We start from the raw sequence: 26324 nt of genomic DNA, 5'->3' as shown, positions 1-26324 counted from the left end.
CGACGACTCGCCGACTATTCGCCGATCGCGAGCGCCTGCGCGACGGCCTGGATCCGCGCGCGATGCACGGCTTCCTTGATCTTCTCCGTGTCGCTGCCGATGCCGCGCGCGATCGCGCCGGCATCGACGCTGCGCGCGGCCGCGAGCGCGACACGGAGCCGCTCGGCCTGCGGATACGGCTGCGCATCGAGCCCGAGCCGGCCGCGTGCGTCCGATTCGCACGCCTGCAGCAACTCGGCGAAGCGCGCCGGCTTGCGCAGCGCGTCGCTGCGCTCGAAGAGCCGCACCAGCGCGGCCGCGCCCATCTCCATCACGCGATGCAGGTTGCCGTGCTCGCGCGCGACCACCAGCGCGAGATCGCGGCACTCGTTCGGCACGCGCAACCGCTCGCACAACGGCTTGAGCAGCTCGACGCTGCGGCTTTCGTGGCCGACGTGGCGCGGCAGCACGTCCTCGGGCGTGGTTCCCTTGCCGAGATCGTGCGTGAGCGCCGCGAAGCGCACCGCCAGCGAATAGCCCTGCTTCGCCGCGTAGTCGACGACCATCATCACGTGCACGCCGGTATCGACTTCCGGGTGGTAATCGGCGCGCTGCGGCACGCCCCACAGCGCGTCGACCTCGGGCAGGATGCGCGCGAGCGCGCCGCAGTCGCGCAGCACCGCGAACATCCGCGACGGCTTCGCCTCCATCAGCCCGCGCGCGATTTCCTGCCACACGCGCTCGGGCACGAGCGCATCGACCTCGCCCGCGTCGACCATCCGCCGCATCAGCGCGAGGGTTTCGTCCGCGACCGTGAAATCCGCGAAGCGCGCGGCGAAACGCGCGACGCGCAGGATCCGCACCGGATCCTCGACGAACGCGTCGCTCACGTGCCGGAACACGCGTGCGCGCAAATCGGCCTGCCCGTCGAACGGATCGATCACGGGGCCGACCAGCGTGCCTTCCGGGCTCACCTCGCGCGCCATCGCGTTGATCGTCAGGTCGCGCCGCGCGAGATCCTCGTCGAGCGTCACGTCCGGCGCGAAATGAAACTGGAAGCCGTGATAGCCGGCCGCCGTCTTGCGCTCGGTGCGCGCGAGCGCGTATTCCTCCTGCGTCTGCGGATGCAGGAACACCGGGAAATCCTTGCCGACCGGCCGGAAGCCCTGCGCGGCCATCTGCTCGGGCGTCGCGCCGACCACCACGTAGTCGCGGTCCTGCACCGGCACGCCGAGCAATGCGTCGCGGATCGCTCCGCCTACTGCGTAGATGTTCATGGGTTGGGTTCGTATTCGGCAATGACGTTGGTTTCGCGGCGCGCGGCATCGATCCACCGCTGCACGGCCGGCAGCGCCGTCACGCGCGCCGCATAGCCGGCCGCCTCCGGCGACAGCGCCGGCGCATACGTGTTGAAGCGCATCACGACCGGCGCATACATCGCATCGGCGATCCCGAATTCGCCGAACAGGAACGGCCCGCCCGACGCCTCGGTGCATTCGCTCCACAGCGCGTCGATGCGCGCGACGTCGGCGAGCGCCTCGGGCGTCGCGCCGCGCCCCGGCATCGACGCGCGGATGTTCATGCCCATCTGCGTGCGCAGCGCCATGAAGCCCGAATGCATCTCGGCGGACACGCAGCGCGCCTGCGCACGCGCGAGCGGGTCGGCCGGCCACATCGGAAACTGCGGATAGCGCTCGGCGAGCGTCTCGGCGATCGCGAGCGAATCCCAGATCGCCGCGCCGTGATCGTCGACGAGGCACGGCACCTTGCCGGTCGGCGAGTATTCGCGGATGCGCGCGGCCGAGTCGTCGCGGCGCAGTTCGACCACGATCTCGTCGAACGGGATGCCGAAATGCGCGAGCAGCAGCCACGGCCGCATCGACCACGACGAATAGTTCTTGTCTCCAATCACGAGCTTCATGGCGAAATTCCGGAAAACGCGAAAAAAAAGAGCCGACCGACGGCGGGGCGCTAGCGACGCGAGCGGAACCAGTCGAATCGCGAGCGCTGCGTCGCGTCGCCGAGATACGCGGGCGCAATGCTTTCGAGACTCGCGGGCGAGAGCCCGAGTTCCGGCGCGAGCGGCCCCGACAGCACGTTCGGCACCGACATCGTCGCGAGATTGTCGCGCGTGAGCACGGGCTCGCCCGGCAGGCATTCGAACACGCTCGCCTGCAGCCGCGCAAGCGCGTCGGGCAGCCGCACGATGCGTGCCTGCCGGCCGACCAGCGTGCCACAATAGCGCACCAGTTGCTCCAGTGTGTAGACGGTCGGGCCGCCGAGTTCGTAGGTCTTGCCGTGCGCGCCCGCGAGATCGAGCGTGTTGACGAACGCGCGCACGACGTCGCCGACGAACACCGGCTGAAAGCGCGCGTCGGGCATCGCGAGCGGCAGCACGGGCACCGTGCGCTGCAGGTTCGCGAACGTATTGAGGAAGGCGTCGCCGGGGCCGAACACGACCGACGGCCGGAAGATCGTCAGCGCGAGCGAATCGGTGGCCGCGATCGCATGCAGCGCGGCTTCGCCGTCGCCCTTCGAGCGCTGGTACATGCTCGCGCCGTGCGAATCGGCGCCGAGCGCGCTCATGTGCAGCAGGCGCCGCACGCCGACCTCGGTGCAGGCGGTCGCGAGCGCGGCCGGCAGCGCGACGTGCGCGCGCTCGAAGCCGGGTCCGTACGGCGTGCCGCGGCCGCCGTGCAGCACGCCGACCAGGTTGATCGCCGCGTGCGCGCCGGCGACGAAGCGCGCGAGCGTGCGCGTATCGAGCGCATCGAGTTCGACGATGTCGATCGGCAGCATCTGCAGGTGGCGCGCGTGGTCGCGCCGCCGCGTGCCGATCCGCACGTGCTTGCCGGCGTCGATCAGCGCATTGACGAGCCGGCTGCCGATGAAGCCGGTGCCGCCCAGCAGCGCGACGGTCTGGCGATCCATGTTCCGAACCTCAAAAGAACACTGCCGCGTCTCGCGCGGCAGTTCGGTGTATCAGGGCGAGATCATGCCTAGACGTTTCTTCAACGACTGCGGTTTGCCCTCGAAGAGCGCCGCGTAGTAGACGGTGTTCGACAGCACGTTCTTCACGTAGTCGCGCGTCTCGTTGAACGGAATCGTCTCCGCGAAGATCGCGCCTTCGACCGGTCGCGTCAACACCTGGCGCCACTGGCGCGGCCGGCCCGGGCCCGCGTTGTAGCCGGCGGTGGCGAGCACCGGCGAGCTGTCGAAGTTGTTGTAGATGTCCGCGAGATACCAGGTGCCGAGCTGGATGTTGGTGTCGATGTCGTGCATCTGCGCACGCGAGATCGTGCCCATGCCGAGCTTCTTCGCGACCATCTGGGCCGTCGCCGGCATCAGCTGCATCAGGCCGCCCGCACCCACCGACGAACGCGCGCTGATGATGAAACGCGATTCCTGGCGGATCAGCCCGTACGCCCATTCGACGTCGAGGCCGGTCGATTGCGCGTAGCGCTCGACGGTCGTGCGGTACGGCGACGGATAGCGCAGCGTGAAATCGTGCTCGGCCTTCGTGCGGTCGGCCGTGTTGACCGTGCGGTCGAGCAGCTCGACGCGCTTGCCGTATTCGGCGGCCGCGAGCAGTTGGCGATCGGTCATCCCGCGCAGCGGCCAGTTCCATTCGCGATTGCCTTCGAGGCGCAGGTTCAGCGCGTAGAAGCGTTGCGCGAGCGCGAAGCCCGGAATCTTGCCCATCGCGTCGATCTCGGCGTCGCTCACCTTCGTGCGCGGCGGAATCGTCGTGCGCTGGCCGAGCTCTTCGCCGGCCAACTGCCCGTAGAAGTTGAACTGGCCGGCGACCTGCTCGAATTCCTGGTTCGCCTGCAGCGTGTCGCCGCTCTGCTTGAGCGCGCGCGCATGCCAGTAGATCCACGCCGGATCGTTGCGCAGCGACGGCGGCATCTGCTCGATCGACCAGCGCACCATCGGCCAGTTGCCGGCGAGCAGCGCGGCGCGCGTGCGCCATTCGTAGCTCGGGTTCGACAGCGGCGCGTTCGCCGATTTCGCATACCAGACCGACGCCATCGGCGAGCGCTTGATCGCGCCCTGGTAGCCGATCGCGCCCCACGCGATCGCCTGTTCCTGCTTGGTCAGCGAAGGCGCGAGCGTCGTCAGCATCCCGGCGGCGGCGTCCGGATCGTTGCGCGCCATGCGGCCGAGCGCGATCAGCGCGAGCTGATGCGATGCGGCGTCAGCCCCGACGCCGCGCGCGAGATACAGCGGCGGCGCGCTCGTCGCCTGGTCGAAGCCCGCGGGGCGCGGGCCGAGCGCGTCGACGATCTTGCCGCCGAGCGTCGTGTAGTTCTGCTCGTACGCGAGGCGCGCCTGCTGCCACACGTCGTCGCTCGTGAACTGCTGGTTGACGGCGAGCGCGGTGATCAGGTCGACGCACGCATCGCCGTAGTTCTTCGGCTCGACGAGCAGCGCGCGCGCCGCGTCGGCGACGTTCTCGTTGCGCGCCGCGCGCGATTCGAGCGCATAGCACTTGACCTGCGTGTCGTCGTCGAGCACGAAGCGCTTGTACTGGTCGTCGAAATTTCGCCAGTCGTGGCGCGCGCCGAGCACGAGCAGGTAGTCGTTGCGCAGGCGATCGGCGATCGCCTGGCCGTCGTAGCGCTGCAGGAACGACTGCACGAGCGCGTCCGGCGCATCGACGCGCGCGCGGCCCGTCGAATCGAACAACTGCGGCTTGATCTGGAAATACTCGACGTAGGACGGCACCGGATAGTTCGGGATCATCGACGCGAGCTGCGCGGCCTTCGCGGCGTCGTTGCGGCGTGCGGCTTCGCGAAGCTGCACGAAGATCTGGTCATCGCCGGGGAGCGTGTCGTCGTTCGGTGCGGCGCATGCGGTCGTGCCGGCGACGAGCGCGGCGGCCGAAAGCGCGAGCGCGACCGCGCGATATACTCGGAAAAGGCTGTTAGACATCGTTTTGAATGGAGCACGAAGTGAGCGAAAGCATAGCATGCAACCCTGTGCCGAACCCGAAGGTTGCGCTGCGCAAAACGCTGTCCGGCGCCCGTCGCGACGCCGCGTCGCAGCCCGCCGCGAACGCCGCGCTCGATGCGCGGCTGCGCACGCTGCTCGATCGCCTGGCGCCGTGCACGGTCGGGTTCTACTGGCCGCTGCCGGGTGAATTCGATGCGCGCGAGGCCGTGCTCGCATGGTGCGCGACGGGCGCCGGCCGGTGCGCCGCGTTGCCGGTGATCGGCGAGCGTCACACGCCGCTCGCGTTTCATGCGTGGGACGCGCACACGCCGATGCGCGAAGGCCATCACCGGATTCCCGAACCGGCGTCGGGCATCGTCGTCGTGCCCGATCTTTTGCTGATTCCGTGCGTGGGATTCGATGCGCAGCGCTACCGGCTCGGCTACGGCGGCGGCTACTACGACCGCACGCTCGCCGCATGGCCGGGCGACACGCCGCCCGTGACGGTCGGCATCGCGTACGAAGCGTGCCGCGTCGATGCGCTGCCGGCCGAGGCGCACGATCTCGCGCTGCGCTGGATCGTCACCGACGGTGCGCTTTACCCGGCCGCCGAATGATGGCGCGCGCGGCGCGGCTTGCCGCGAGCGCGTCGCGGCGACCGACCGTTTCCGCGATCGTTTACAGCGACGCCGCCGCGCGCGCGGCCGTGTCGTAGAGGCCCGATGCGTTGCGCAGCAACTGCGCCGCGTCGCCGATCTGCTCGTTGGTGAGCCCGCTTTCCTTCAGCGTCTCGATCAGGCAATGCTCGCGCACCTCGCGGTACTTCAGGCACAGCTCGCGGCCCGCGTCGGTCGCGAAGAAGAACGCTTCCTTGCCGCTCTTCTCGCTTTTCACATAGCCGCGGGCGATCAGTTTTTTCAGCGCATAGGTCGCGACGTGCGTATCCTCGATATTGAGCACGAAGCAGATGTCGGCGAGCTTCTTCTTGCGTTCGCGATGGCTGACGTGATGCAGCAGCGAGACCTCGACCGCCGTCATGTCCTTCGCACCCGCCGCCGACATGCAGCGCACCATCCAGCGGTTGAACGCGTTGCCGGCCATGATGAGCCCGTATTCGAGCTCCGACAGCTCCGCGCTCGAATCGGAAACGAGGTGTTCGGATGACACGATCTTGGTCGCAGGACGCTTCATGGAAAGGCGGCGCAAGCCGGATGACAGGATGTGCCCGAGTGTACGCCAGAAGCCCCGGCCGACGAGCTAGGCGAAAACGCTTATTGAGAAGTTGTCGATATTTTATTGACAATGTGCGCTAACATTGCCGTCCGAACCGTGCCAGTCCGATGACGCCACCCCGCATTTATCCGCTCGGCGATGCCGCCCTCGTCTGCGAGGTCCCGCCGCCCGCCACGCTCGATTGCCAGCGCCGCGTCTGGGCCGTGGCCGCGGCCGCGCGCGCATGGCCCGACGTGATCGACGTCGTCCCCGGCATGAATAACCTGACCATCGTGTTCGACCCGCTCGCCGCGACGGCCGACTCGCTCACGCCCGCGCTGCGCGACGCGTGGGAGACGGCCGACGTCGAGCACGCGGACGGCCGCGAGGTCGAAATCCCGGTCGAGTACGGCGGGGCCGCCGGCCCCGATCTCGCCGCCGTCGCCGCGCACACGGGCCTGTCGGCCGACGAGGTCGTCGCGCGCCACGCGGCCGGCGCCTACGTCGTGTTCTTCGTCGGATTCCAGCCGGGCTTCGCGTATCTGGGCGGCCTCGACGCGTCGCTGCATACGCCGCGCCGCGCGGCGCCGCGGCTCGAGGTGCCAGCGGGCTCGGTCGGCATCGGCGGCGCGCAGACGGGCATCTACCCGGCCACGTCGCCCGGCGGCTGGCAACTGATCGGCCGCACGTCGCACCGGCTGTTCGATCCGGCGCGGCCGCAGCCGACGCTGCTGCTGCCCGGCGACCGCGTACGCTTCACCATTGCGGGAGTCGACGCACGATGACCCAGAGCAACGCACCGGGCACCGTCGAGGTCGTGCGGGCCGGCCCGCTGTCGACCGTGCAGGATCTCGGGCGCCGCGGCATGCGCCATCTCGGCGTCGCGCAAGGCGGCGCGCTCGACGGCCTCGCGCTCGAAGTCGGCAACCGGCTCGTCGGCAACCGCCCCGACGCGGCGGCCGTCGAAATCACGATCGGCCCCGCCACGTTCCGCTTCACGCGCGCCACGCGCATCGCGATCACCGGCACCGAATTCGGCGCGACGCTCGACGGCAAGCCCGTGTATTCGTGGTGGAGCCTGCCGGTCGACGCCGGCCAGACGCTCGTGCTGCCGGCCGCGAAGCGCGGCATGCGCGGCTATCTTTGTATTGCGGGCGGCATCGACGTGCTGCCGATGCTCGGCTCGCGCAGCACCGATCTCGCGTCGCGCTTCGGCGGCCTCGGCGGCCGCACGCTGCGCGACGGCGACCGGCTGCCGGTCGGCGTGCCGCCGGCCGGCGCGGGCTGCCTCGCGGCCGACGCGCCCGAATTCGGCGTGAAGGCGCCGGCGTGGTGCGCGTTCGTGCGCGTCGACGAGCCGCCGCGCCGTCACCGCCCCGCCCATGCGCCGTGGGCGATGCCGGTGCGCGTGCTGCCGGGCCCCGACTACGCGTCGTTCGCGGCCGATTCGCAGCAGGCGTTCTGGGACGAGGAATGGCTCGTCACCGCGAACAGCAACCGGATGGGCTATCGCCTCGCCGGCGCCGAGCTCGTGCGCGAGCGGCCGGTCGAGCTGCTGTCGCACGCGGTGCTGCCGGGCACGATCCAGGTGCCGCCGAACGGCCAGCCGATCGTGCTGATGCACGACGCGCAGACCACCGGCGGCTACCCGAAGATCGGCACGGTGATCCGCGCCGACCTGTGGAAGCTCGCGCAGGCGCGCCTCAACCTGCCGATCCGCTTCGTGCGCACGACGGCCGACGCCGCGCGCGCCGCCCTCGTCGCGGAACGGGCGTACCTGCGGCAGATCGACGTCGCGATCGAGATGCGCGAGGAAGCGCGCCGCCGCGCCCAATCGCGCGCGGCGTGACAATGGCGGAAGCCGGAGAAGGACGGGCCACGCAACCAGTGGACGAGGAACATATGGAAATCGATCTGAATGCCGATCTCGGCGAAGGATGCGGATCGGACGAGGCGCTGCTCGACCTCGTCACGTCGGCGAACATCGCATGCGGCTGGCATGCAGGCGGCGCGAATGCGATGCGCGACTGCGTGCGCTGGGCCGTGCAGAAAGGCGTGTCGATCGGCGCGCACCCGAGCTTTCACGATCCGGAGAATTTCGGCCGCAAGGAAATGCAGCTGCCGGCCGGCGACATCTATGCGGGCGTGCTGTACCAGCTCGGCGCGCTGTCGGCGATCGCGCAGGCCGAGGGCGGGCGCATCGCGCACGTGAAACCGCACGGCGCGCTGTACAACCAGGCCGCGCGCGACCCGCTGATCGCCGACGCGGTGGTGTCCGCGATCCACGACTTCGATCCGTCGCTCGCGGTGTTCGGGCTCGCGAACAGCGTGTTCGTCGCGGCCGCGCGGCAGGCGGGGCTCGCCGCGGTGGAGGAAGTGTTCGCCGATCGCGGCTACCGCGCGGACGGCTCGCTGGTGCCGCGCAGCCAGCCGGGCGCGTTGATCGACGACGAAGACGCGGTGCTCGCGCGCACGCTCGACATGGTGCGCAACCGGCAGGTGCGCGCGCTGAGCGGCGAATGGGTGCCGCTCAATGCGCAGACCGTCTGCCTGCACGGCGACGGGCCGCATGCGCTGGCGTTCGCGAAGCGGATCCGCGCGGCGCTCGAGGCCGCCGGCGTCGACGTGGTTGCGCCCGGGGCGGTGCAGGCCGACGAAGGCGCGTAGCGAAGCAGTCGGCACCTGCCTGCGCGCCGCCCGTTTTCGTCGCACCAAAGAAAAAAGCGCCCTCGTGGCGCTTTTACGTTGATGCAATCGCCGCGGCTTCGCCGTCTGTCGATTCATCCCCCGAAACCGTCTTTCGACGGTGACCGGAAAAATATTCCGGATTAAAAAACGTCCGCCGCCGCCCGATCACTGCCTTCCCCGGTCAGACGACGGAACGTCGCTTATGTGCAAGTCGACCTGCATGCATGTGTTGTTCGACGACGATTGGCCCCGCCGTGCATGCAGACTCTCCGCGGCCGGCACGTGCTTCACGTGCCGGCGACGCTCACCCCGCGCTTTATTTCTGCTACCCCGTAGAACTTATCTATTCTTTTCATTTTTTCAACTTGTGGGATGAAGAATAGATATCGGCCGAACGGGATGTCAATCGTTTTAAACGCTATTTTCCGAAGTTTCGAGGGTTTTCCTTATCGACCGCTGCCCGCGCGCAAGCGCTTCGCGCGTGGCGCGCGACGTCGATCAAACAGGGGACGATCGGTGCGGGCGGACGGACGCGATCAGTTCGCGTCGACCCGGTATCCTTGCTGGCGCAACAATTCGAGCACGCCGCGCGAGCCACCCAGATGCAGCGCGCCGATCGCGACGAACAGCGGCCGGTTCGGCGCGGCGATTGCCGTCATCCGTGCAACGAAGCGCCGGTTGCGCTCGTACACGATCTTGTTGTCGAGCGACGCCGACAACGCCTTCGAACGCGCGAGCCGTTCGCTCTTCGCGACGGCCCACGCGGCGATCGCATCGGCGTCGCCAATTCGCCACAGTCGATGCAGCGCCTTGATGTCGTCGGCGTTCTGCGCGGGCGTTTGCACCATGTCCTGCGCGAGCATCTCGCGCTGCTCGGCGAGCGTCAGCCCGGTGAACGCGCGCATCTGTTCCGCGAGCGTCTCGAGCCCGATCACGCGGCCGCCCTTGCGCTTCAGGAACACGTTCTGCAGTTGCGCCTCGGTGCCGTATTCGGTCTGCAGCCCGGCCGACAGCGAATCGTAGGTCTCGACGACGAGCGCCGCGAGCCACGGCCTCATCTTGCGGATCTCGGCGAGCGCGGCCGGGTTGCCGCGCAGGCGCGCCGCGAGCTGCTGCCACAGCGGCTCGGAAAGCAGGCGCTGCAGGCACGGGTAGCGGCACACGCCGTACTTCGACACGTCGTCCTGCGATTCGAGCAGATCGTCGGGCGACAGTTCGAGCGCGAGCGTCGGCGATGCGGCGAGCGCCGCGAGGATACGCGGCCGGAACGGTTGCGCGCTGGGGTAATCGGACGGATCGCCCGTATGCAGCGTGCCGAGCACGTAGAGCGTGACCTTGCCCTTGGTCGCGACGTAGAACGGCATGCGCGCCGGCTGCACGCGCACGGTGCCGCGCGACACCGTGCCGTCGGACACGGCCGGCGCATGGAAGCCCGGCAGGCTCATGCCGGGCGGCGGCACCTGCGACGGATGAATCGGCGAAGTGGCCGGCGCACGCCCGTCGGCGCGCGCCGGTTCGACGGGAACCACGACGCTGGCCGCCACGCACGCGCCGGCCAGCGCCGCGCCCGTGACGGTACGCACGCTCCAGCGCCGCGCGTAGCGATACGCGCGCATCGCGCGCGCGCCGCCGGCTCCCGCACGGCGCACGCCGGACACGCGCGCCGCCAACGCTTCAGGCATTCTCCTCCCCGACCTCCTCGGCGCGATGGCAGGCCACGCGCCGGCCGTCGACTTCGCGCAATGGCGGCTCCTCGACGCGGCACCGCTCGACCGCGTACGGGCAGCGCTGGTGGAACGCGCAGCCCGACGGCGGATTGAGCGGCGACGGCAACTCGCCCTGCAGCTTGATCTGCACGCGGCGATCTTCCTCGAAGATCGCCGGCGTTGCCGACATCAGCGCCCGCGTGTACGGATGGCGCGGCCGCGCGTAGATCGTCGCCTTGTCGCCGAGCTCGGCGACGCTGCCGAAGTACATCACCATCACGTCGTCCGCGACGTGCTCGACCACCGACAGGTTGTGCGAGATGAACACGTAGCTCGTCTTGAACTGCTCCTGCAGATCCATGAACAGGTTCAGGATCTGCGCCTGGATCGACACGTCGAGCGCGGACACCGGCTCGTCGGCGACGACGATGCGCGGATCGAGGATCATCGCGCGCGCGATCGCGACCCGCTGGCGCTGGCCGCCCGAGAACATGTGCGGATAGCGCTTCGCGTGCTCGGGGCGCAGACCGACCGTGCGCATGATCTGCGCGATGCGCGCGGCGCGCTCGGCGGCCGTCAGGTTCACGTTGATCTCGAGCGGCTCGGCGAGCGTCTGCTCGACGGTCTTGCGCGGGTTCAGCGACGCGAACGGGTTCTGGAACACCATCTGCACGCGGCGGCGCAGATCGGCGACCGTCTCGCGGTTCGCGCCGGCGACGTTCTTGCCGTCGATCACGAGGCTGCCCGCGGTGGGCGTCTCGATCATCGTCAACTGGCGCGCGAGCGTCGACTTCCCGCAGCCCGACTCGCCGACGACGGCGAGCGTCTTGCCGCGCTTCAGCGAGAACGACACGCCGTTCAGCGCCTTCACCGTGCCCTGCCCGAACATCCCGCGCTTCACCGTGTAGTGCTTCGCGAGGCCGTCGGCCACCAGTACCGCTTCCTCGTCGTGCGATGCGCGAGGCGTTTCGTTGACAATATTCATCGTGCGCCTCCCGTCAGGTCGAGGTTGGAAAGATTGAGCGGCTTGATGCAGCGCGCGCGCATCGCGTCGTTGCCCGACACCAGCGCGTCGAGCGCCGGCCGCGCCTTGCGGCAATCGTCGACGACGTACTTGCAGCGCGGCGCGAACAGACACCCGGACGGGCGATCATCGCGGCCCGGCACCATGCCCGGCAATGCGGCAAGGCGACGCGCCCCCTGATTGTGCTCGGGAATCGCCGCGAGCAGCGCTTCGGTGTACGGATGATGCGGCGCGCGGAAGATGTCGGGCACGCGATTGGTCTCGATGACTTCGCCCGCGTACATCACCGCGACGCGATGCGCGACCTCCGACACCACGGCCAGATCGTGCGAGATCAGCACGAGCGCCATCCCGCGTTCCTTCTGCAGCTTCACGAGCAGATCCATGATCTGCGCCTGGATCGTCACGTCGAGCGCGGTGGTCGGCTCGTCGGCGATCAGGAGCTTCGGGTTGCACGCGACGGCCATCGCGATCATCACGCGCTGGTTCATCCCGCCCGACATCTGGTGCGGGAACGACGCGATGCGGTTCTTCGCATCGGGAATGCCGACCTGGTCGAGCAGTTCGAGCGCGCGCCGGTGCAGCGCGTCGCCGCGCAGCCCTTCGTGCAGCTTCAGCACTTCCTTGATCTGGTAGCCGACCGTGTAGCTCGGGTTCAGGCTCGTCAGCGCGTCCTGGAACACCATCGCGATGTCCTTGCCGACGATCTTGCGGCGCGCCTTCGGCGATGCCTTCAGGAGATCGACGCCGTCGAACGTGACCTCGTCGGCCGTCACCTTGCCGGGCGCGTCGATCAGGCCCATCAGCGCCATCATCGTCACGCTCTTGCCCGAGCCCGATTCGCCGACGACGCCCACCACCTCGCCCGGCGCGACCGACAGGTTGATCCGGTCGACCGCGGGCAGGCCGTTGAAGTTCACCGCGAGATTGCGGATGGTCAGTAGATTCTGGGTCATGTCGTCCTCCGCCGGGCCGCCCCAAGGAGGATGACCGCCCCCTTGGGGGGCAACGAACGAAGAGAGTGTGGGGGTCGTTTCATATCACGCCATCCGCTTCAGTTTGGGATCGAGCGCGTCGCGCAGCCCGTCGCCGAGCAGGTTGATCGCGAGCACCGAAATCAGGATCGACAGGCCGGGCATCGTCACGATCCACCACGCGTTGTCGATGTAGTCGCGCGCGGACGCGAGCATCGCGCCCCACTCGGCGGTCGGCGGCTGCACGCCGAGGCCGAGGAAGCCGAGCGCGGCCGCGTCGAGAATCGCCGACGAGAAGCCGAGCGTCGCCTGCACGATCAGCGGCGCCGTGCAGTTCGGCAGCACCTGCGAGAACATCAGGCGCAGCGTGCCGGCGCCGGCCACGCGCGACGCGGTCACGTATTCCTTCTGCAGCTCGCCGAGCGCCGATGCGCGCGTGAGACGCACGTAGGCCGGCAGCGCGACGATCGCGATCGCGAACATCGTGTTGGTGAGGCCCGGGCCGATGATCGCGACGACCGCGACCGCGAGCAGCAGCGACGGCAGCGCGAGCAGCACGTCCATGATGCGCATCACCGGCGTGTCGGCCCACTTCTGGAAGAACGCGGCGACGAGCCCGAGCACGATGCCGGGGATCAGCGCGAGCACGACCGACACGAAGCCGATCCAGAACGACATCCGCGCGCCGAACATCAGCCGCGAAAGGATGTCGCGGCCCGCTTCGTCGGTGCCGAGGATGAATTGCCAGTTGCCGCCGGCGAGCCACGCGGGCGGAATCTTCACGTAGTCGCGATATTGCTCGACCGGGCTGTGCGGTGCGATCAGCGGCGCGAGCAAGGCGACCGCGATCAGCACGATCACGACGATGCCCGCGCCGACGGCGCCGCGATTGCGCGAGAAGTTGGCCCAGAACTCGCGCAGCGCGAGCGCACGGCCGCCGGCCGGCGCGGATTCGGTCGGCAGGGTGTTTTGCAGATTGCTCATGGGATTACCTCGTGTGGCGGATGCGCGGATTCAGCACGCCGTACAGCAGGTCGACGACCAGGTTCACGACGATCACGAGCGTCGCGATCAGCAGGATGCCGCCCTGGACGACCGGATAGTCGCGGCGGCCGATCGCATCGATCAGCCACTTGCCGACGCCGGGCCACGAAAAGAGCGTCTCGGTCAGCACGGCGCCAGCAAGCAGCGTGCCGATCTGCAGGCCGATCACGGTGACGACCGGGATCAGCGCATTGCGCAGCGCATGCACGACGACCACGCGCACGGGCGACAGCCCTTTCGCGCGGGCGGTGCGGATGTAGTCCTCGCGCAGCACTTCGAGCATCGACGAGCGCGTCATCCGCGCGATCACCGCGAGCGGGATCGTGCCGAGCACGATCGCGGGCAGGATCAGGTGGCTCACCGCCGACTTGAACGAGCCTTCGTCCGGCGCGAGCAGCGCGTCGATCAGCATGAAGCCGGTCGGGTGCGGGAAATCGTATTCGACCGCGATGCGCCCGGACACGGGCGTCCAGCCGAGATATGACGAGAACACCATGATGAGGATCAGCCCCCACCAGAAGATCGGCATCGAATAGCCGGTGAGCGCGGTGCCCATCACGCCGTGATCGACGACCGAGCCGCGCCGCAGCGCGGCGATCACGCCGGCCGGCAGCCCGACCGCGAGCGCGAACACGAGCGCGCACAGCGACAGCTCGACCGTCGCCGGGAAGCGCGCGAAGAACTCGCCCGCGACACTCGTGTTGGTGATGATCGACATGCCGAGGTCGCCATGCAGCGCCCGGCCGATGTAGTGGAGATACTGCAGGGGCAGCGGCTGGTCGAGCCCGAGGCGTTTCATCGCCTCCGCGTGCATCGCGGGATCGACGCCGCGCTCGCCCATCATCACTTCGATGGGGTCGCCCGGTATCAGGTGAATCAGCGCAAACGCCAGGATGGTGATGCCGATGAAAGTCGGGATCACCATCCCCACGCGGCGCAACACGAATCTGAACATGATGCGTCTCGTATTTTCTTGTGGGAAATGTGCGACCGGCGACGAAGGGCTTCTGGCCCCTCGCCGCCGGATGATTTCAAGCCGGTTTTCTCAATGACGACAGCTTACGCCAGCCCGGTTACTTCACGCTGACACCGTCGAAACGCGCATAGCCGAGCGGTTCGATACGCATGTCGACCACGTTCTTGCGCACCGGCTGGTAGACGGTCGAGTTCGCGATCGGCGAGAACGGCAGCTGTTGCGCGAAGATCTGCTGCGCCTGCGTGTAGAGCTTCGTGCGCGCGTCCTGGCCCGTCGTCGTGCGGCCCTTCTGGACCAGTTCGTCGAACGGCTTGTAGCACCAGTGCGAGAAGTTGTTGCCCTTGATCGCTTCGCAGCCGAGCAGCGTGCCGAGCCAGTTGTCGGGGTCGCCGTTGTCGCCCGTCCAGCCGATCAGCATCGTGTCCTGCTCGCCCGAGTGCGCGCGCTTGATGTACTCGCCCCATTCATACGTGACGATCTTCGCCTTCACGCCGATCTTCGCCCAGTCGGCCTGGATCATCTCGGCCATCAGGCGGGCGTTCGGGTTGTACGCGCGCTGCACGGGCATCGCCCACAGCGTGATCTCGAAACCGTTCGGGAAGCCTGCCTTCGCGAGCAGCGCCTTCGCCTTCGCGGTGTCGTAGGGCGGCAGCTTCAGGTTCTTGTCGTACGACCATTGGGTCGGCGGCATCGGCGCGTTCGCGGCCTGGCCGGCGCCCTGGTAGACGGACTCGAGGATCGCCTTCTTGTTGATCGCCATGTCGAGCGCCTGACGCACTTCGAGCTTGTCGACCGGCTTGTGCTCGACGTTGTACGCGAGGTAGCCGAGGTTGAAGCCGGCCTGCGACGGCATGTCGACGTTCGAATCGGCCTTCAGCGTCGCGATGTCGGCCGGGCGCGGATAGCTCATCACCTGGCATTCGTTGCGCTTGATCTTCTGCACGCGCACGCCCGGATCCGGCGTGATCGAGAAGATCAGCTTCGAGAGCTTCACTTCGCCCTTCTTCCAGTAATCGGGATTGCCGTCGAAGCGGATCGTCGCATCCTTCGTGTAGCTGCGGAAGATGAACGGGCCCGTGCCGATCGGCTTCTGGTTGATGTCGGCGGCCTTGCCGGCCTTCATCAGCTGCTCGCCGTATTCGGCCGACAGGATCGACGCGAATTCCATCGCCATGTTCTGGATGAACGGCGCGTTCGGCTCGGCCAGCGTGAACTTCACGGTGTACGGGTCGACCTTCTCGACCTTCGTGATCAGCTTGTCGAGGCCCATGTCGGTGAAGTACGGGAACGACACCGGGTACGCCTTGCGGAACGCATTGTTCGGGTCGAGCATGCGCTGGAACGTGAACAGCACGTCGTCCGCGTTGAATTCACGCGTCGGCTTGAAGAAGTCGGTCGTGTGGAACTTCACGCCGTGGCGCAGGTGGAACGTGTACACCTTGCCGTCGGACGACACGTCCCACTTCTCGGCGAGGCCGGGCTCGACCTTCGTGCCGCCGCGCTCGAATTCGACGAGGCGGTTGTAGACGGTGAACGTGGCGGCGGTGAAATCGACGCCGGTCGTAAATTGCGCGGAATCGAAACCCGCCGGGCTGCCTTCTGAGCAGTAGACGAGCGTTTTGTTCGGGATCTGTGCGAATGCAGAGCCCGCGACGCCGAGCGATGCCGCTGCCACGCCTGCCATGGCGGTAACACGCAGGGTGTGCAACAGACGGTTGTATTCCATGTTTCCTCCAGGTCTCCAGATCGGAACCGGTCCCGCCAGGGTCCGGCGTACGCGGATATTACTTGAGCTAACGATGCGGCAACAAGCTGGAGAAAAAACTCTTCCATATGCGCGCCGGGTTTTTGCCGATTTTTAGTGGGGGTAAAAAATGCGACAACGCGCGCGAGCGCCGATTCCGTGCATTTCGCGCCTGTTTCGTTCGACGACTAAACAATTCGGGTGCGAACACGATGGGGCGACGCACGATGTCCCCGCGTTCTGCAGTACATCATTGCGTTTCGCGAAACGATGGGATGAGCGTCTTCAAATCGTCATGTCGTCACGCCGGCGCGTCGAGGTCGGCGCTGCGGGCGGGCACGAACGCGACCGCGACGATCGACAGCGCGATTCCCGCCATCACGTAGTAGGTCGGCGCGAGCGGCGTGCCGGTCGCCTTGATCAGCCACGTGACGATGAACTGGCCGAAGCCGCCGAACAGCATCACCGCGACGTTGTACGCGATCGACAGCCCGGTCGAGCGCACGTTGGCCGGGAACAGCTCGGCGATCATCGCGCCGAACGGCCCGTAGTAGCCCGCGAGCGTCACCGACAGCACGGCCTGCACCGCGATCAGCCGCCCGATGCTCGGCGCCGCGTCGAGCCACGCGAACAGCGGATACATCAGCGCGAACGTCAGCACCAGCGACCACAGCGACAGCCCCTTGCGGCCGATGCGATCCGACCACGCGCCCGCGATCGGCGACAGCACCATCAGCAGCAGGTTGCCGACGATCACCGCGTAGAACGATTCCGCATAGGGCAGCTTCAGCTGCTTCACCGCGAAGGTCGGCAGATAGCTGATCAGCACGTAGATCGTCACGGTGAGCGCGATCACCGAGCCGAGCCCGCACAGCACCTCGCGCGGGTGGCGCGTGAACACTTCGCCGAGCGTCGCGCGGCGCGCGCTCTGCTGCGCATGCAGGAATGCTTCGGAATCGGCGAGATGGCGGCGGATGTAGAAGCCGATCGGGCCGATCACGAGCCCGAGGATGAACGGCACGCGCCAGCCCCAGCTGCGCAGCGCGTCGTGCGACAGCCCGCGCGTGACGGCCGCGCCGACGAGCGCGCCGATCAGCAGCGCGCCCGCCTGGCTCGCCATCTGCCAGCTGCCGTAGAAACCGCGTTTCGAGAACGGCGCCGCCTCGATCAGCAGCGCCGTCGCGCTGCCGAATTCGCCGCCCGCGGAGAAGCCCTGCAGCAGGCGGCCGAGCACGATCAGGATCGGGCCGCCGATGCCGATCGCCGCATAGGGCGGTGCGATCGCAAGCAGGAAGATGCCGGCCGTCATCAGCAGGATCACGAGCGACAGCGCGGCCTTGCGGCCCGCGCGATCCGCGTACAGCCCGAACACGATGCCGCCGATCGGGCGCATGAAGAACGCGACGCCGAACGTCGCGGTGGTGAGCAGCAGCGACGAGTATTCGCTGGAAGTGGGGAAGAACAGCTCGGCGATCACGACGGTCATGAAGCCGAACACCGTGAAGTCGTACCACTCGAGCGCATTGCCGATCACGGCGGCCACGACGGCGCGCCGGTTCAGCGCGCGCTCGGGCCGGGCCGTTTTCGTTGAATTCGCAATCGTCGCCATGCGTGCCTCGTCCTCGTGAATTCGCCGTGTCGGGCGGTTCGGCGCGCGGGATGCCGCGGCGCGCTGGTGTGCAGCGAGTGTAGAAAGCGACGGAACCGTTTTCAAGCAATAAAAAACGCCCGCCATCGAACGACGGCGAGCGTGTTGCGGTTTTCGCCGCATTGCGGCATCGCACGATGCCGCACGGGCCTCAACCCATCTTCGAGAAGGCGCTGCACCAGCCCTTCGCCGACACCTGCTTGCCGGGGAACGCGCCGCACGGGCCCGACGCCGAGCCCTTCTTGCCCTGGTACAGCATGCAGGCCGCGCAATCCTGGCCCGCTGCGAATTTCGGGTACTTCGTCTTGTCGACCTTCGTGGCATCGGCCTTGTAGCCGAGCGCCACCGCGGTCGGATCGGTTTCCGACAGCATCGGCGCATCGGCCAGCGCTTCGCGCGACAGCGCCAGCGCGGACACCGCACCGATGCTCGTGATCAGGAAACTCCGACGGGATGTTTTCATGGGGACTCGCTCCAACGTTATCGGTTTGAAAGCCGTTCTGGCGACGGCGTTCAACAGAATAACCGCCAAGCGAATAAATGTGCGCGCCGAAATGCCGGAGATAAGGGATTCCACACGGGCGTCACGCGGCCCGCACGCACGGCGGCGGGCCGTGCGTCACGCGCGCGACACCATGTCGCCGACGCGCTGCGCGAGCGCGAGCGACGCGGTGAGCCCCGGCGACTCGATGCCGAACAGGTTCACGAGCCCGCGCACGCCGTGTTGAGCCGCCCCCTGCACGATGAAGTCGGCCGGCGGCTCGCCGGGCCCCGCGACCTTCGGCCGGATGCCCGCGTACGCCGGCTGCAGCGCGTCGTCGGGCAGGCCCGGCCAGAATGCGCGGATCGATGCGTAAAACGTGCCCGCGCGCGCCGGATCGACTTCATAGCGCAGCGAATCGCACCACTCGACGTCCGGGCCGAAGCGCGCCTGCCCGCCGAGATCGAACGTCAGGTGCACGCCGAGCCCCGCGCGATCGGGCATCGGGTAGATCAGGTGCGAGAACGGCGCACGGCCCGACAGGCTGAAATAGTTGCCGCGCGCGAGATAGAGCGGCGGCACCCAGCGCGGATCGAGGCCGCGCGTGCGGTGCGCGAGCGCCTGCGCGCCGAGCCCCGCGCTGTTGATCACGCATGCAGCCTCGATCTCGGTCGGCGCGGCGCCGCCGGTACGCACGATGAAGCGCCCGCCGCGCAGCACGTCGATCGCTTCGACCGGAGATTGCAGCGCGCACATCGCGCCGTCGCGTTGCGCGTCGCCGAGCAGCGCGAGCATCAACTGATGGCTGTCGACGATGCCGGTCGACGGCGAGAACAGCGCCTCCACGCATTCGAGCGCGGGCTCGAGCGTCTGCGCCTCGGCGCGCGTGAGCGGCAACAGGTCGAGCACGCCGTTTTCGGCCGCGCGCGCGCCGATCGCCTTCAACTGCTTCGCTTGCGCGGCGCTCGTCGCGACCAGCAGCTTGCCGGTGCGCCGGTGCGGCACGTGATGCGTGTCGCAGAATTCGTACAGCATGTCGCGCCCATGCACGCACGACGTCGCCTTCAGCGACCCGCGCGGATAGTAGAGCCCCGCATGAATCACCTCGCTGTTGCGCGAGCTCGTGCCCGTGCCGATCGCGTCGGCCGCCTCGAGCACGATCGTTTCACGCCCGCGCGCGGCCAGCTCGCGCGCAATCGCCAGACCGACGACACCCGCGCCGATCACGACACAATCCGTCTGCTCCATGGCTTTTCGCGCTGCTCGCGCGTCGAAGGGAGAGAAAAGAATTGTACGTCCCGGTTCGCCCGCTTGCCGAACGCGTGCGCATCGTGTCGCGACGATACGGACGGGGGTGCGGACAACGAAGTGGCCGGGCGTGCGATCCACACGCCGCGCACACCCCGCGCGCGCGCCGCAGCGGTGCGCGCGGGGCGGCGTCAGAAGCCGATCGGGCGGCGCTTCGCCGCGCCTTCGTCGGCGCGGATGTCGGCCGGCCCGATCGCGTCGCGGCCGTCGAGCCGCGCGGCGCCGAATGCGTGCAGCAGCGCGCGGCGCATCGTGCGCGGCGGCGTCGCGGCCAGCACGTCGAGCGCATCGTCGCCGAGCGTCTCGGGGAAGCGCCGCCCCCACGCATGCGACGTGCGGATCTCGTCGTAGATCGTCTGCGCGATCCGGCGCGCGCCGGCCGCATCGGGCGCCGCGATCTCGTACACGTTCATCCGGTTGAGCAGCGGCTCCGGAATCGCGTGCGCGTCGTTCGCGGTCGCGATCCAGATCACGTTGCCCGCGTTGATCGGCACTTCCGCGAATTCGTCGACGAACGCGCGCGCGGTGTCGTGCTCGAGCAACGCATACAGCGCGCCGAGCGGATCGTATTGCGCATCGCTGCCGGCCTTGTCGATCTCGTCGACCGCGATCACCGGGTTCGCGTAGCTGCCGTTCACGAGCGCGTCGAACACCTTGCCGGGCTTCGCGTTCTTCCATTGCGACGACGCGCCCGACAGGATCCAGCCGGCCGTCAGCGAACTCATCGGTACGTAGTGGTACGCGGTGCCGAGCAACTGCGCGAGCGCCTTCGCGAAATGCGTCTTGCCGATCCCGGGCGGCCCGAGCAGCAGGATCGGCATCAGTTCGAGCCGGTCGTCCGTCTCGAGACACAGGGCGATCTGCTTGCGCACGTCGTCGAGCGGCTCGCCGAAATTCGGTAACGCCTCGCCGAGCGCGTCGAACGACGGCATCCGGTTCGGCTTCACGCAGAAGCGCAGATTCCCCGTCTTGAGCATCCGCTCGTAGGTCGAGCGCAGCGCGTCGCTCGCGCTCTCGTTCAGGTCGCCCAGCGCCGTCTCGACCTGCTCGAGGTCGTACACCGTGCTGAAGGACGCCACCGCCAGTTCCTGTTTCACCATCGCCGTCGTCATACCCACCTCGCTGCACTTGCCGTCACACAGTCATCAGACCCTTACGATTTCAGTGTAACGATCCCGCATCGCCGTGCAAGCAAGCAGCCGGAGCACTCTGCTGCTAACAGCGCGCGCCGGCTGCACGGCCGCGCGCCGCGGCGTATGATCGAACGTTCACGACGCACGCGCCGGGCTCGCCGATCGGGCCCGCGCATCGCCCGCACACTGCCCCGCACCTCGCCTGACGCCTCGCCGCCCGAAGGTATGCCGATGCCCGTCCACGCTGCTTCCCCGCGCGTCGATTCCGACGCGATCCGTTCCGTCGAGGCCGTCGACGCCGCGCTCAAGTCGCGCCGCGCGGTCCGCGCGTTCCTGCCGACGCCCGTGCCGCGCGACACGATCGAGGCGATCCTCGAAGCCGCGAGCCGCGCGCCGTCGGGCACCAACATCCAGCCGTGGCGCGTGTACGTCGCGACGGGCGCCACGCGCGACGCGCTCGCCGCCGCGCTCACCGCGGCCTACGACGACCCCGCGCGCGACGAGAAATACGTCGCCGAATACGACTACTACCCGCGCGAATGGGTGTCGCCGTATATCGACCGGCGCCGCAAGGTCGGCTGGGACCTGTACGGCCTGTTGAACATCGGCCGCGACGAGAAGGCGCGCATGCATGCGCAGCACGCGCGCAATTTCCGCTTCTTCGATGCGCCGGTCGCGCTGTTCTTCACGCTGGACCGGGTCATGACACATGGCGCGTGGCTCGATTGCGGGATGTTCCTGCAAGGCGTGATGACGGCCGCGCGCGCCCGCGGCCTCGATACCTGCCCGCAAGCCGCGTTCGTGCCGTTTCACCGGATCGTCGCCGAACATCTCGACATTCCCGCCAACGAGCTGCTCGTCTGCGGGATGTCGCTCGGCCAGGCGGACCCCGACGCGATCGAGAACCGCCTCGTCACCGAGCGCGCGAGCGTCGCGGAGTTCGCGCGCTTTTTCGCTTGAAAACGCATGACGCGGCCCTACCTGTCGAGCAGGACCGGATCGTGCTGCGAACCTGTCGCGGCACGCCCCGTCACATCGCGACCGAAATCGATCGGGCGTAAGATGTGCGTCCGTTCCCCGCTATCCCGCGTTTCCGGAGACGTTTCATGCTGAAACACGGCCTGGCCGTCCTGCTTGCGAGCGTCGTGCTCGCCGCCCATGCGCAGAGCCCCGCGCCGGCCGTCGTCGCATGGGAAATCCAGGTGGTGCGCGACGGTCAGACGATCGACACGTTCCAGCAAAACACCACCGTGGGCCAGTCCCGCACCGATACCCATCGCTACCCGGCCGCCGTGCCGGTGGGCTGCGGCAATGCCGCGCGCGTCGTGCCGACCGAGCGCTCGCGCTCGGTGACGGTCGCCCCGCTCGCCGTCGACGCCAGCGCGAACACCGTGTCGCTCGGGCTCGACGTGCAGGAAACGCTCGACGACGAAAACGCGACGCGCAGCGATCCGTGCGTGCCGGCGTCGCCGCGGCAAATCGTCGCGAGCCACCCCGGCCTGGCGGTCGGCGGCGACGCCTGGACCGACTGGACGCTCGTCGAGCAGCATCCGCATCTCGTGTACCGCGTGCGGGCGCACGTCGCGAAGGACTGAACGTCATGTCCGCCGATGCCCTCTCCTTGCCGTTCGCCGAGCCGCACGCCGCGCCCGACGAAATCACCGCCGTCAGCTGGAACCTGCACAAAGGGCGCTCGCCGCTCGGCTTCACCGCGTGGAACGCGATGCGCGACTGGATGCAGTCGACTCACGCCGACGTGTATTTCCTGCAGGAAGCGATGGCGCGCCGCATGCCGCGCCCGATGCTCGCAGCGGGCTTCGGCGCGCCGATGGACGACACGGTCGACGACGTGTGGCATTGCCAGGCCACCGAGATCGCGCAGGCGCTCGACTGGCAGATCGCGCTCGGGCCGAACGTGTTCAAGCCGTCGTGGCGGCACGGCAACGCGATCCTGTCGCCGCATCCGCTCGACCTCGGCGGCCGCTGGGACATCTCCGCGCACCGCTTCGAGCGGCGCGGGCTGCTGGTCGCGCGCGCGACGCTCGCGGGAGCCCGACCGGTCACGCTGCTGTGCGCGCACCTCGCGCTCACGCGCGCCGCGCGGCTGCGCCAGATGCACTGGATCGCGCACTGGATCGTGCGCAACGCGGGCGACGGCCCGCTGATGCTCGCCGGCGACTTCAACGACTGGCGCAACGATTCGGTCGCGCTGTTCGGCGAGATCGGGCTGTCCGAGGTCGCGACGCTGCTCGGCGAATCGGGCCGCACGTTCCCCGCGTTCTCGCCGGCGCTCGCGCTCGACAAGATGTTCGTGCGCGGCCTGACGCCGCTCGAATGGCGTGCGCCGTCCGGCGAAGCCGCGTGGCTGTCGGATCACCTGCCGTACATCGCGCGCCTGCGCCTCGATCCGCAATAACGCCCGCGGCCGGCCGCGCGGCCGCCCGTCACGGCGCCGCCGGCGCCCGCCGCATTCGCCGCACCACGCGCGGCCGGCCACCGAAGGCCTATTGAAAGGATGTGTTGCGCCAAATCCGCGCAGCCGCGGGGGTCAAGCCCGCGATCCGCGTCAACAGGGTAAAATAACGAGTTCCTCAAACGTCTGTCATCGAGAAGGCGCGCGTCGGACGCGCGCCGGCCGGCCGATTCGCGATCGGGCCGTCGCACTCGGTTTTTGCCCATTTTTTGGGCCCGTTACACGCGTTCGCCACGCGCGTCCGTTTTCAAAGCCATGAGCAAATACGACACCGCCACCGTCCAATCCGTCCATCACTGGACCGACACGCTTTTCAGCTTCACCTGCACCCGTGAGGCGAGCCTGCGCTTCAACAACGGCGAATTCACGATGGTCGGCCTGGAGGTCGACGGCAAGCCGCTCGCGCGCGCCTACTCGATCGTCAGCCCGAACTACGAAGAGCATCTCGAATTCTTCAGCATCAAGGTGCAGGACGGCCCGCTGACGTCGCGCCTGCAACACCTGAAGGTGGGCGACACGGTGCTGATCGGCAAGAAGCCGACGGGCACGCTGGTCGCCGACAACCTCCTGCCGGGCAAGACGCTGTGGATGCTGTCGACGGGCACGGGCCTCGCGCCGTTCATGTCGATCATCCGCGATCCGGACATCTACGACCGCTTCGACAAGGTGATCCTGACCCACACGTGCCGCCTGAAGGGCGAACTCGCGTACATGGACTACATCAAGCACGACCTGCCGGGCCACGAGTACCTGGGCGACATCATCAAGGAAAAGCTCGTCTACTACCCGACGGTCACGCGCGAAGCGTTCGACAATGAGGGCCGGATCACCGACCTGATCGCGACGGGCAAGCTGTTCACGGATCTCGGCGTGCCGGCGTTCTCGCCGGAAAACGACCGCGTGATGCTGTGCGGCAGCACCGCGATGCTGAAGGACACGACCGAGCTGCTGAAGCAAGCCGGCCTCGTCGAAGGCAAGAACAGCGCGCCGGGCCACTACGTGATCGAACGTGCGTTCGTGGACTGATCGATCCCCGAATTTGTGCCGCATCAAGAACCGGAGCGAAAGCTCCGGTTTTTTTTCGTCCGGACTTGGCGAATTCGTAACAAACTGGGACCATTCCATCTCAAATAGTTACATTTGGATACGCCGTCCCCGGGCGGTCGGGTGTCAGTGTTTTTCCTACAACACCTTCATTCCGATTATTCACATTTACCCTTAAATGTCCGCCTGACATGACCTTTTCGGAAATTTTGAGATATTATTCGGCGCGCGTGGTTGCCGTTCGGATGAGCGTGAAAGGGTCGGATGCAAGTGTTACAAGACGTAACTTTTGTTACTTCGGCATGGAGCGATTTTCCGGCGGCGACCGTCATCTAAACGGCAGCCAGCCCACGCAGCCAGCCGGTGTCTGAACCGCTTTCTGACAGCAGGGAGAGTCATGGATACGTCGCTTAACGCGCCCTCGGGCGCCCACGCCCCGTTCCCGTCGCGGCAGCGCATGCCTGGCCGCGCTGCTACTCCGCCGATGGCCGACGCCGCGTCGAAACGCGACGCGTCCGCCGCACGGATCGCGGCACTTTCCGCCCAGCTTCTCGCCGCCGACGAAGCGGCTCGCCGCCATCTGGCCGGCGAACTGCATGACGGGCTCGGCGCCGAATTGACCGCCGCCCGCTTCGCACTCGCAAACGTTCAAACGTGGCTGCCGGCCGATGCGCCGGAAGGCTGCCTGCGCGCGCTGGCGCTGGCGCAGCAGGCGCTCGACGCCGCGACCGACGCGAATCGCCGCCTCATCGACGAGCGCGACACGCCGGCGCTGGACGCCGGCATGGTCGGCACGCTGGCGTCGTGGATCGACACCCATGCGGCCCGCACGGGCCTGCGCACGAGCTTCGTGTGCGCGGCCGACGCCCGCCTGACGCAGCTTGCCGGCGCGAGCGCGCTCGCGGTGTTCCGCGTCGCGCAGGAAGCGTTGTCGAACGTCGCGAAACACGCCCGCGCGACGTCGGTCGACGTCCGGATCGCCACCGACGGCACGCACCTGTCGCTCAGTGTCGCCGACGATGGGACCGGTTTCGCCCGGCACCGCCGCAACGGCTACGGCCTGGCCGGCATGCGGGCCCGCTGCGAGGCGTTCGGCGGCAGCTTCGAGGCGGCCACGCCGGCCACCGGCCGCGGCACGCGCGTCACCGCACGCTTCGCGTGGGATTCGCTGCTCGCGGTGCCGGTCGCGGCACGCCGCGCGTCGCATTCGTGAGGTCGCGATGAGCCTGAACATCCTGCTCGTGGACGATCACGCGATCGTCCGGCAAGGGATCCGACAGTTGCTGATCGACCGCGGCATCGCGCGCGACGTGACCGAGGCCGAGAACGGCGGCGACGCGATGGCCGCCGTCGACAAGCAGGAATTCGACGTGATCCTGCTCGACATCTCGCTGCCCGACACGAACGGCATCGAGGTGCTCAAGCGCCTCAAGCGCAAGCTGACGCGCACGCCGGTACTGATGTTCTCGATGTACCGCGAGGACCAGTACGCGGTGCGCGCGCTGAAGGCCGGCGCGGCCGGCTACCTGTCGAAGACGGTCAACGCCGCGCAGATGATCAACGCGATCCAGCAGGTCGCGGCCGGCCGCAAGTACGTGAGCCCCGCGATGGCCGAGGCGCTCGCCGAATACGTGTCGTTCGAGAACGAACCGCTGCCGCACGAGAAGCTGTCCGATCGCGAATACCAGACGCTCTGCATGCTCGCGTCGGGCAAGCGGCTCACCGATATCGCGAACACGCTGTCGCTGTCGGTGAAGACGGTCAGCGTGTACCGGTCGCGGCTGCTCGAGAAGATGCGGCTGTCGAACAACGCGGAACTCACGTTCTACGTGATGAGCAACCGGCTCGTCGACATGGCGCCCACGGCCGGCGCCTGATCCTCCGGCCAGCCCCGCATTCGTCCGATCGCGCGACGCGACGCGGCGCCCGCCGCGCCGCGCTTGGCCGCGCCCGCT

At 68.0% G+C, this 26324-nt stretch carries 25 protein-coding genes; 10 read left to right on the top strand and 15 right to left on the bottom strand.

Translation table 11 applies throughout. The features are described 5' to 3' along the window. Positions 1 to 14 precede the first annotated feature (14 nt). The 4 genes from AC3IFE_RS14035 to AC3IFE_RS14020 are packed head-to-tail and all read right to left on the bottom strand — an operon-like array spanning position 15 to position 4914. A complete protein-coding gene (locus AC3IFE_RS14035) occupies positions 15 to 1256 on the bottom strand; it encodes a multifunctional CCA addition/repair protein (protein ID WP_089468676.1) in 1242 nt (413 codons plus the stop codon). Next, on the bottom strand, positions 1253 to 1900 hold the full coding sequence (locus tag AC3IFE_RS14030) for a glutathione S-transferase family protein (RefSeq protein WP_089468677.1): 648 nt from the start codon (positions 1898 to 1900) through the stop codon (positions 1253 to 1255). The genes AC3IFE_RS14035 and AC3IFE_RS14030 overlap by 4 nt, the downstream gene beginning before the upstream one ends. Before the next feature lie 50 nt (positions 1901 to 1950). After that, positions 1951 to 2910, bottom strand: a complete 960-nt coding sequence (locus AC3IFE_RS14025; RefSeq protein WP_089468678.1) for a complex I NDUFA9 subunit family protein — start codon at positions 2908 to 2910, stop codon at positions 1951 to 1953. A 51-nt stretch (positions 2911 to 2961) separates the two neighbouring features. Then, the gene (locus tag AC3IFE_RS14020) at positions 2962 to 4914 is read right to left on the bottom strand and encodes a lytic transglycosylase domain-containing protein (protein WP_489190876.1); all 1953 of its coding nucleotides are present in this window, start codon (positions 4912 to 4914) and stop codon (positions 2962 to 2964) included. Between the two features lie 8 nt (positions 4915 to 4922). Between AC3IFE_RS14020 and AC3IFE_RS14015 the strand changes: the two genes are divergently transcribed. Beyond that, positions 4923 to 5531 (top strand): 5-formyltetrahydrofolate cyclo-ligase, encoded by a 609-nt coding sequence (locus tag AC3IFE_RS14015; RefSeq protein ID WP_301739840.1) that lies wholly within the window; start codon positions 4923 to 4925, stop codon positions 5529 to 5531. Positions 5532 to 5592: 61 nt separating this feature from the next. On the opposite strand, the gene AC3IFE_RS14010 is transcribed toward AC3IFE_RS14015, so the two are convergent. Then, the gene (locus AC3IFE_RS14010; RefSeq protein ID WP_301739839.1) at positions 5593 to 6105 is read right to left on the bottom strand and encodes a winged helix DNA-binding protein; all 513 of its coding nucleotides are present in this window, start codon (positions 6103 to 6105) and stop codon (positions 5593 to 5595) included. Positions 6106 to 6254: 149 nt separating this feature from the next. On the opposite strand from AC3IFE_RS14010, the gene pxpB reads away from it, so the two are divergent. Genes pxpB through pxpA form a run of 3 tightly spaced genes read left to right on the top strand, consistent with a single transcriptional unit; the run spans position 6255 to position 8793 of the window. Further along, on the top strand, positions 6255 to 6911 hold the full coding sequence (gene pxpB / locus AC3IFE_RS14005; protein ID WP_301739838.1) for a 5-oxoprolinase subunit PxpB: 657 nt from the start codon (positions 6255 to 6257) through the stop codon (positions 6909 to 6911). After that, the gene (locus AC3IFE_RS14000; protein WP_089468683.1) at positions 6908 to 7975 is read left to right on the top strand and encodes a 5-oxoprolinase subunit C family protein; all 1068 of its coding nucleotides are present in this window, start codon (positions 6908 to 6910) and stop codon (positions 7973 to 7975) included. The genes pxpB and AC3IFE_RS14000 overlap by 4 nt, the downstream gene beginning before the upstream one ends. Before the next feature lie 53 nt (positions 7976 to 8028). Further along, positions 8029 to 8793: a 5-oxoprolinase subunit PxpA gene (gene pxpA, locus AC3IFE_RS13995; RefSeq protein WP_089468684.1), complete on the top strand. Its 765-nt coding sequence runs from the start codon at positions 8029 to 8031 to the stop codon at positions 8791 to 8793. A gap of 557 nt (positions 8794 to 9350) precedes the next feature. Here the strand turns inward: pxpA and AC3IFE_RS13990 are convergent. The 10 genes from AC3IFE_RS13990 to AC3IFE_RS13945 form a co-directional block, all read right to left on the bottom strand. After that, positions 9351 to 10496 carry a TraB/GumN family protein gene (locus AC3IFE_RS13990; protein ID WP_489190875.1) on the bottom strand — a complete coding sequence of 382 codons (1146 nt, stop codon included), beginning with the start codon at positions 10494 to 10496 and terminating at the stop codon, positions 9351 to 9353. Further along, a complete protein-coding gene (locus tag AC3IFE_RS13985) occupies positions 10489 to 11505 on the bottom strand; it encodes a peptide ABC transporter ATP-binding protein (RefSeq protein ID WP_489190874.1) in 1017 nt (338 codons plus the stop codon). Before AC3IFE_RS13985 ends, AC3IFE_RS13990 begins: the two co-directional genes overlap by 8 nt. Beyond that, complete coding sequence (locus AC3IFE_RS13980) at positions 11502 to 12500, bottom strand: ABC transporter ATP-binding protein (protein ID WP_089468687.1); 999 nt, start codon at positions 12498 to 12500, stop codon at positions 11502 to 11504. Before AC3IFE_RS13980 ends, AC3IFE_RS13985 begins: the two co-directional genes overlap by 4 nt. Before the next feature lie 84 nt (positions 12501 to 12584). Next, entirely contained in the window at positions 12585 to 13502 is a 918-nt protein-coding gene (locus tag AC3IFE_RS13975) for an ABC transporter permease subunit (protein WP_006489141.1), read from the bottom strand. Between the two features lie 4 nt (positions 13503 to 13506). Then, the gene (locus tag AC3IFE_RS13970) at positions 13507 to 14517 is read right to left on the bottom strand and encodes an ABC transporter permease subunit (RefSeq protein ID WP_089468688.1); all 1011 of its coding nucleotides are present in this window, start codon (positions 14515 to 14517) and stop codon (positions 13507 to 13509) included. A 118-nt stretch (positions 14518 to 14635) separates the two neighbouring features. Next, entirely contained in the window at positions 14636 to 16264 is a 1629-nt protein-coding gene (locus tag AC3IFE_RS13965; RefSeq protein ID WP_489190873.1) for an ABC transporter substrate-binding protein, read from the bottom strand. A 319-nt stretch (positions 16265 to 16583) separates the two neighbouring features. Continuing rightward, the gene (locus AC3IFE_RS13960) at positions 16584 to 17891 is read right to left on the bottom strand and encodes an MFS transporter (protein ID WP_089468690.1); all 1308 of its coding nucleotides are present in this window, start codon (positions 17889 to 17891) and stop codon (positions 16584 to 16586) included. 190 nt (positions 17892 to 18081) lie between these two features. Then, positions 18082 to 18393 carry a high-potential iron-sulfur protein gene (locus tag AC3IFE_RS13955; RefSeq protein ID WP_489190872.1) on the bottom strand — a complete coding sequence of 104 codons (312 nt, stop codon included), beginning with the start codon at positions 18391 to 18393 and terminating at the stop codon, positions 18082 to 18084. A 156-nt stretch (positions 18394 to 18549) separates the two neighbouring features. Then, the gene (locus AC3IFE_RS13950; protein WP_489190871.1) at positions 18550 to 19659 is read right to left on the bottom strand and encodes an NAD(P)/FAD-dependent oxidoreductase; all 1110 of its coding nucleotides are present in this window, start codon (positions 19657 to 19659) and stop codon (positions 18550 to 18552) included. Between the two features lie 191 nt (positions 19660 to 19850). Beyond that, entirely contained in the window at positions 19851 to 20831 is a 981-nt protein-coding gene (locus AC3IFE_RS13945) for an AAA family ATPase (protein ID WP_089468692.1), read from the bottom strand. A gap of 252 nt (positions 20832 to 21083) precedes the next feature. Between AC3IFE_RS13945 and AC3IFE_RS13940 the strand changes: the two genes are divergently transcribed. From AC3IFE_RS13940 to rqpR, 6 genes are all read left to right on the top strand, one after another. Further along, entirely contained in the window at positions 21084 to 21812 is a 729-nt protein-coding gene (locus AC3IFE_RS13940; RefSeq protein WP_089468805.1) for a nitroreductase, read from the top strand. A 146-nt stretch (positions 21813 to 21958) separates the two neighbouring features. Continuing rightward, positions 21959 to 22447 carry a hypothetical protein gene (locus AC3IFE_RS13935; RefSeq protein ID WP_089468693.1) on the top strand — a complete coding sequence of 163 codons (489 nt, stop codon included), beginning with the start codon at positions 21959 to 21961 and terminating at the stop codon, positions 22445 to 22447. A 5-nt stretch (positions 22448 to 22452) separates the two neighbouring features. After that, positions 22453 to 23268: an endonuclease/exonuclease/phosphatase family protein gene (locus tag AC3IFE_RS13930; RefSeq protein WP_175885837.1), complete on the top strand. Its 816-nt coding sequence runs from the start codon at positions 22453 to 22455 to the stop codon at positions 23266 to 23268. Between the two features lie 312 nt (positions 23269 to 23580). After that, positions 23581 to 24351, top strand: coding sequence for a ferredoxin--NADP reductase (locus tag AC3IFE_RS13925; protein WP_050014236.1), 771 nt, complete (start codon positions 23581 to 23583; stop codon positions 24349 to 24351). Between the two features lie 415 nt (positions 24352 to 24766). Beyond that, positions 24767 to 25582, top strand: a complete 816-nt coding sequence (rqpS, locus tag AC3IFE_RS13920; RefSeq protein ID WP_489190870.1) for a quorum system sensor histidine kinase RqpS — start codon at positions 24767 to 24769, stop codon at positions 25580 to 25582. 7 nt (positions 25583 to 25589) lie between these two features. Then, on the top strand, positions 25590 to 26246 hold the full coding sequence (gene rqpR / locus AC3IFE_RS13915) for a response regulator transcription factor RqpR (RefSeq protein WP_089468696.1): 657 nt from the start codon (positions 25590 to 25592) through the stop codon (positions 26244 to 26246). Positions 26247 to 26324: the final 78 nt, after the last annotated feature.

The organism is Burkholderia sp. APQ4-4ca, assembly GCF_057837105.1.
The sequence above is the reverse complement of the archived record's forward strand: the minus strand, read 5'-3'. Positions and strand labels throughout refer to the sequence as shown.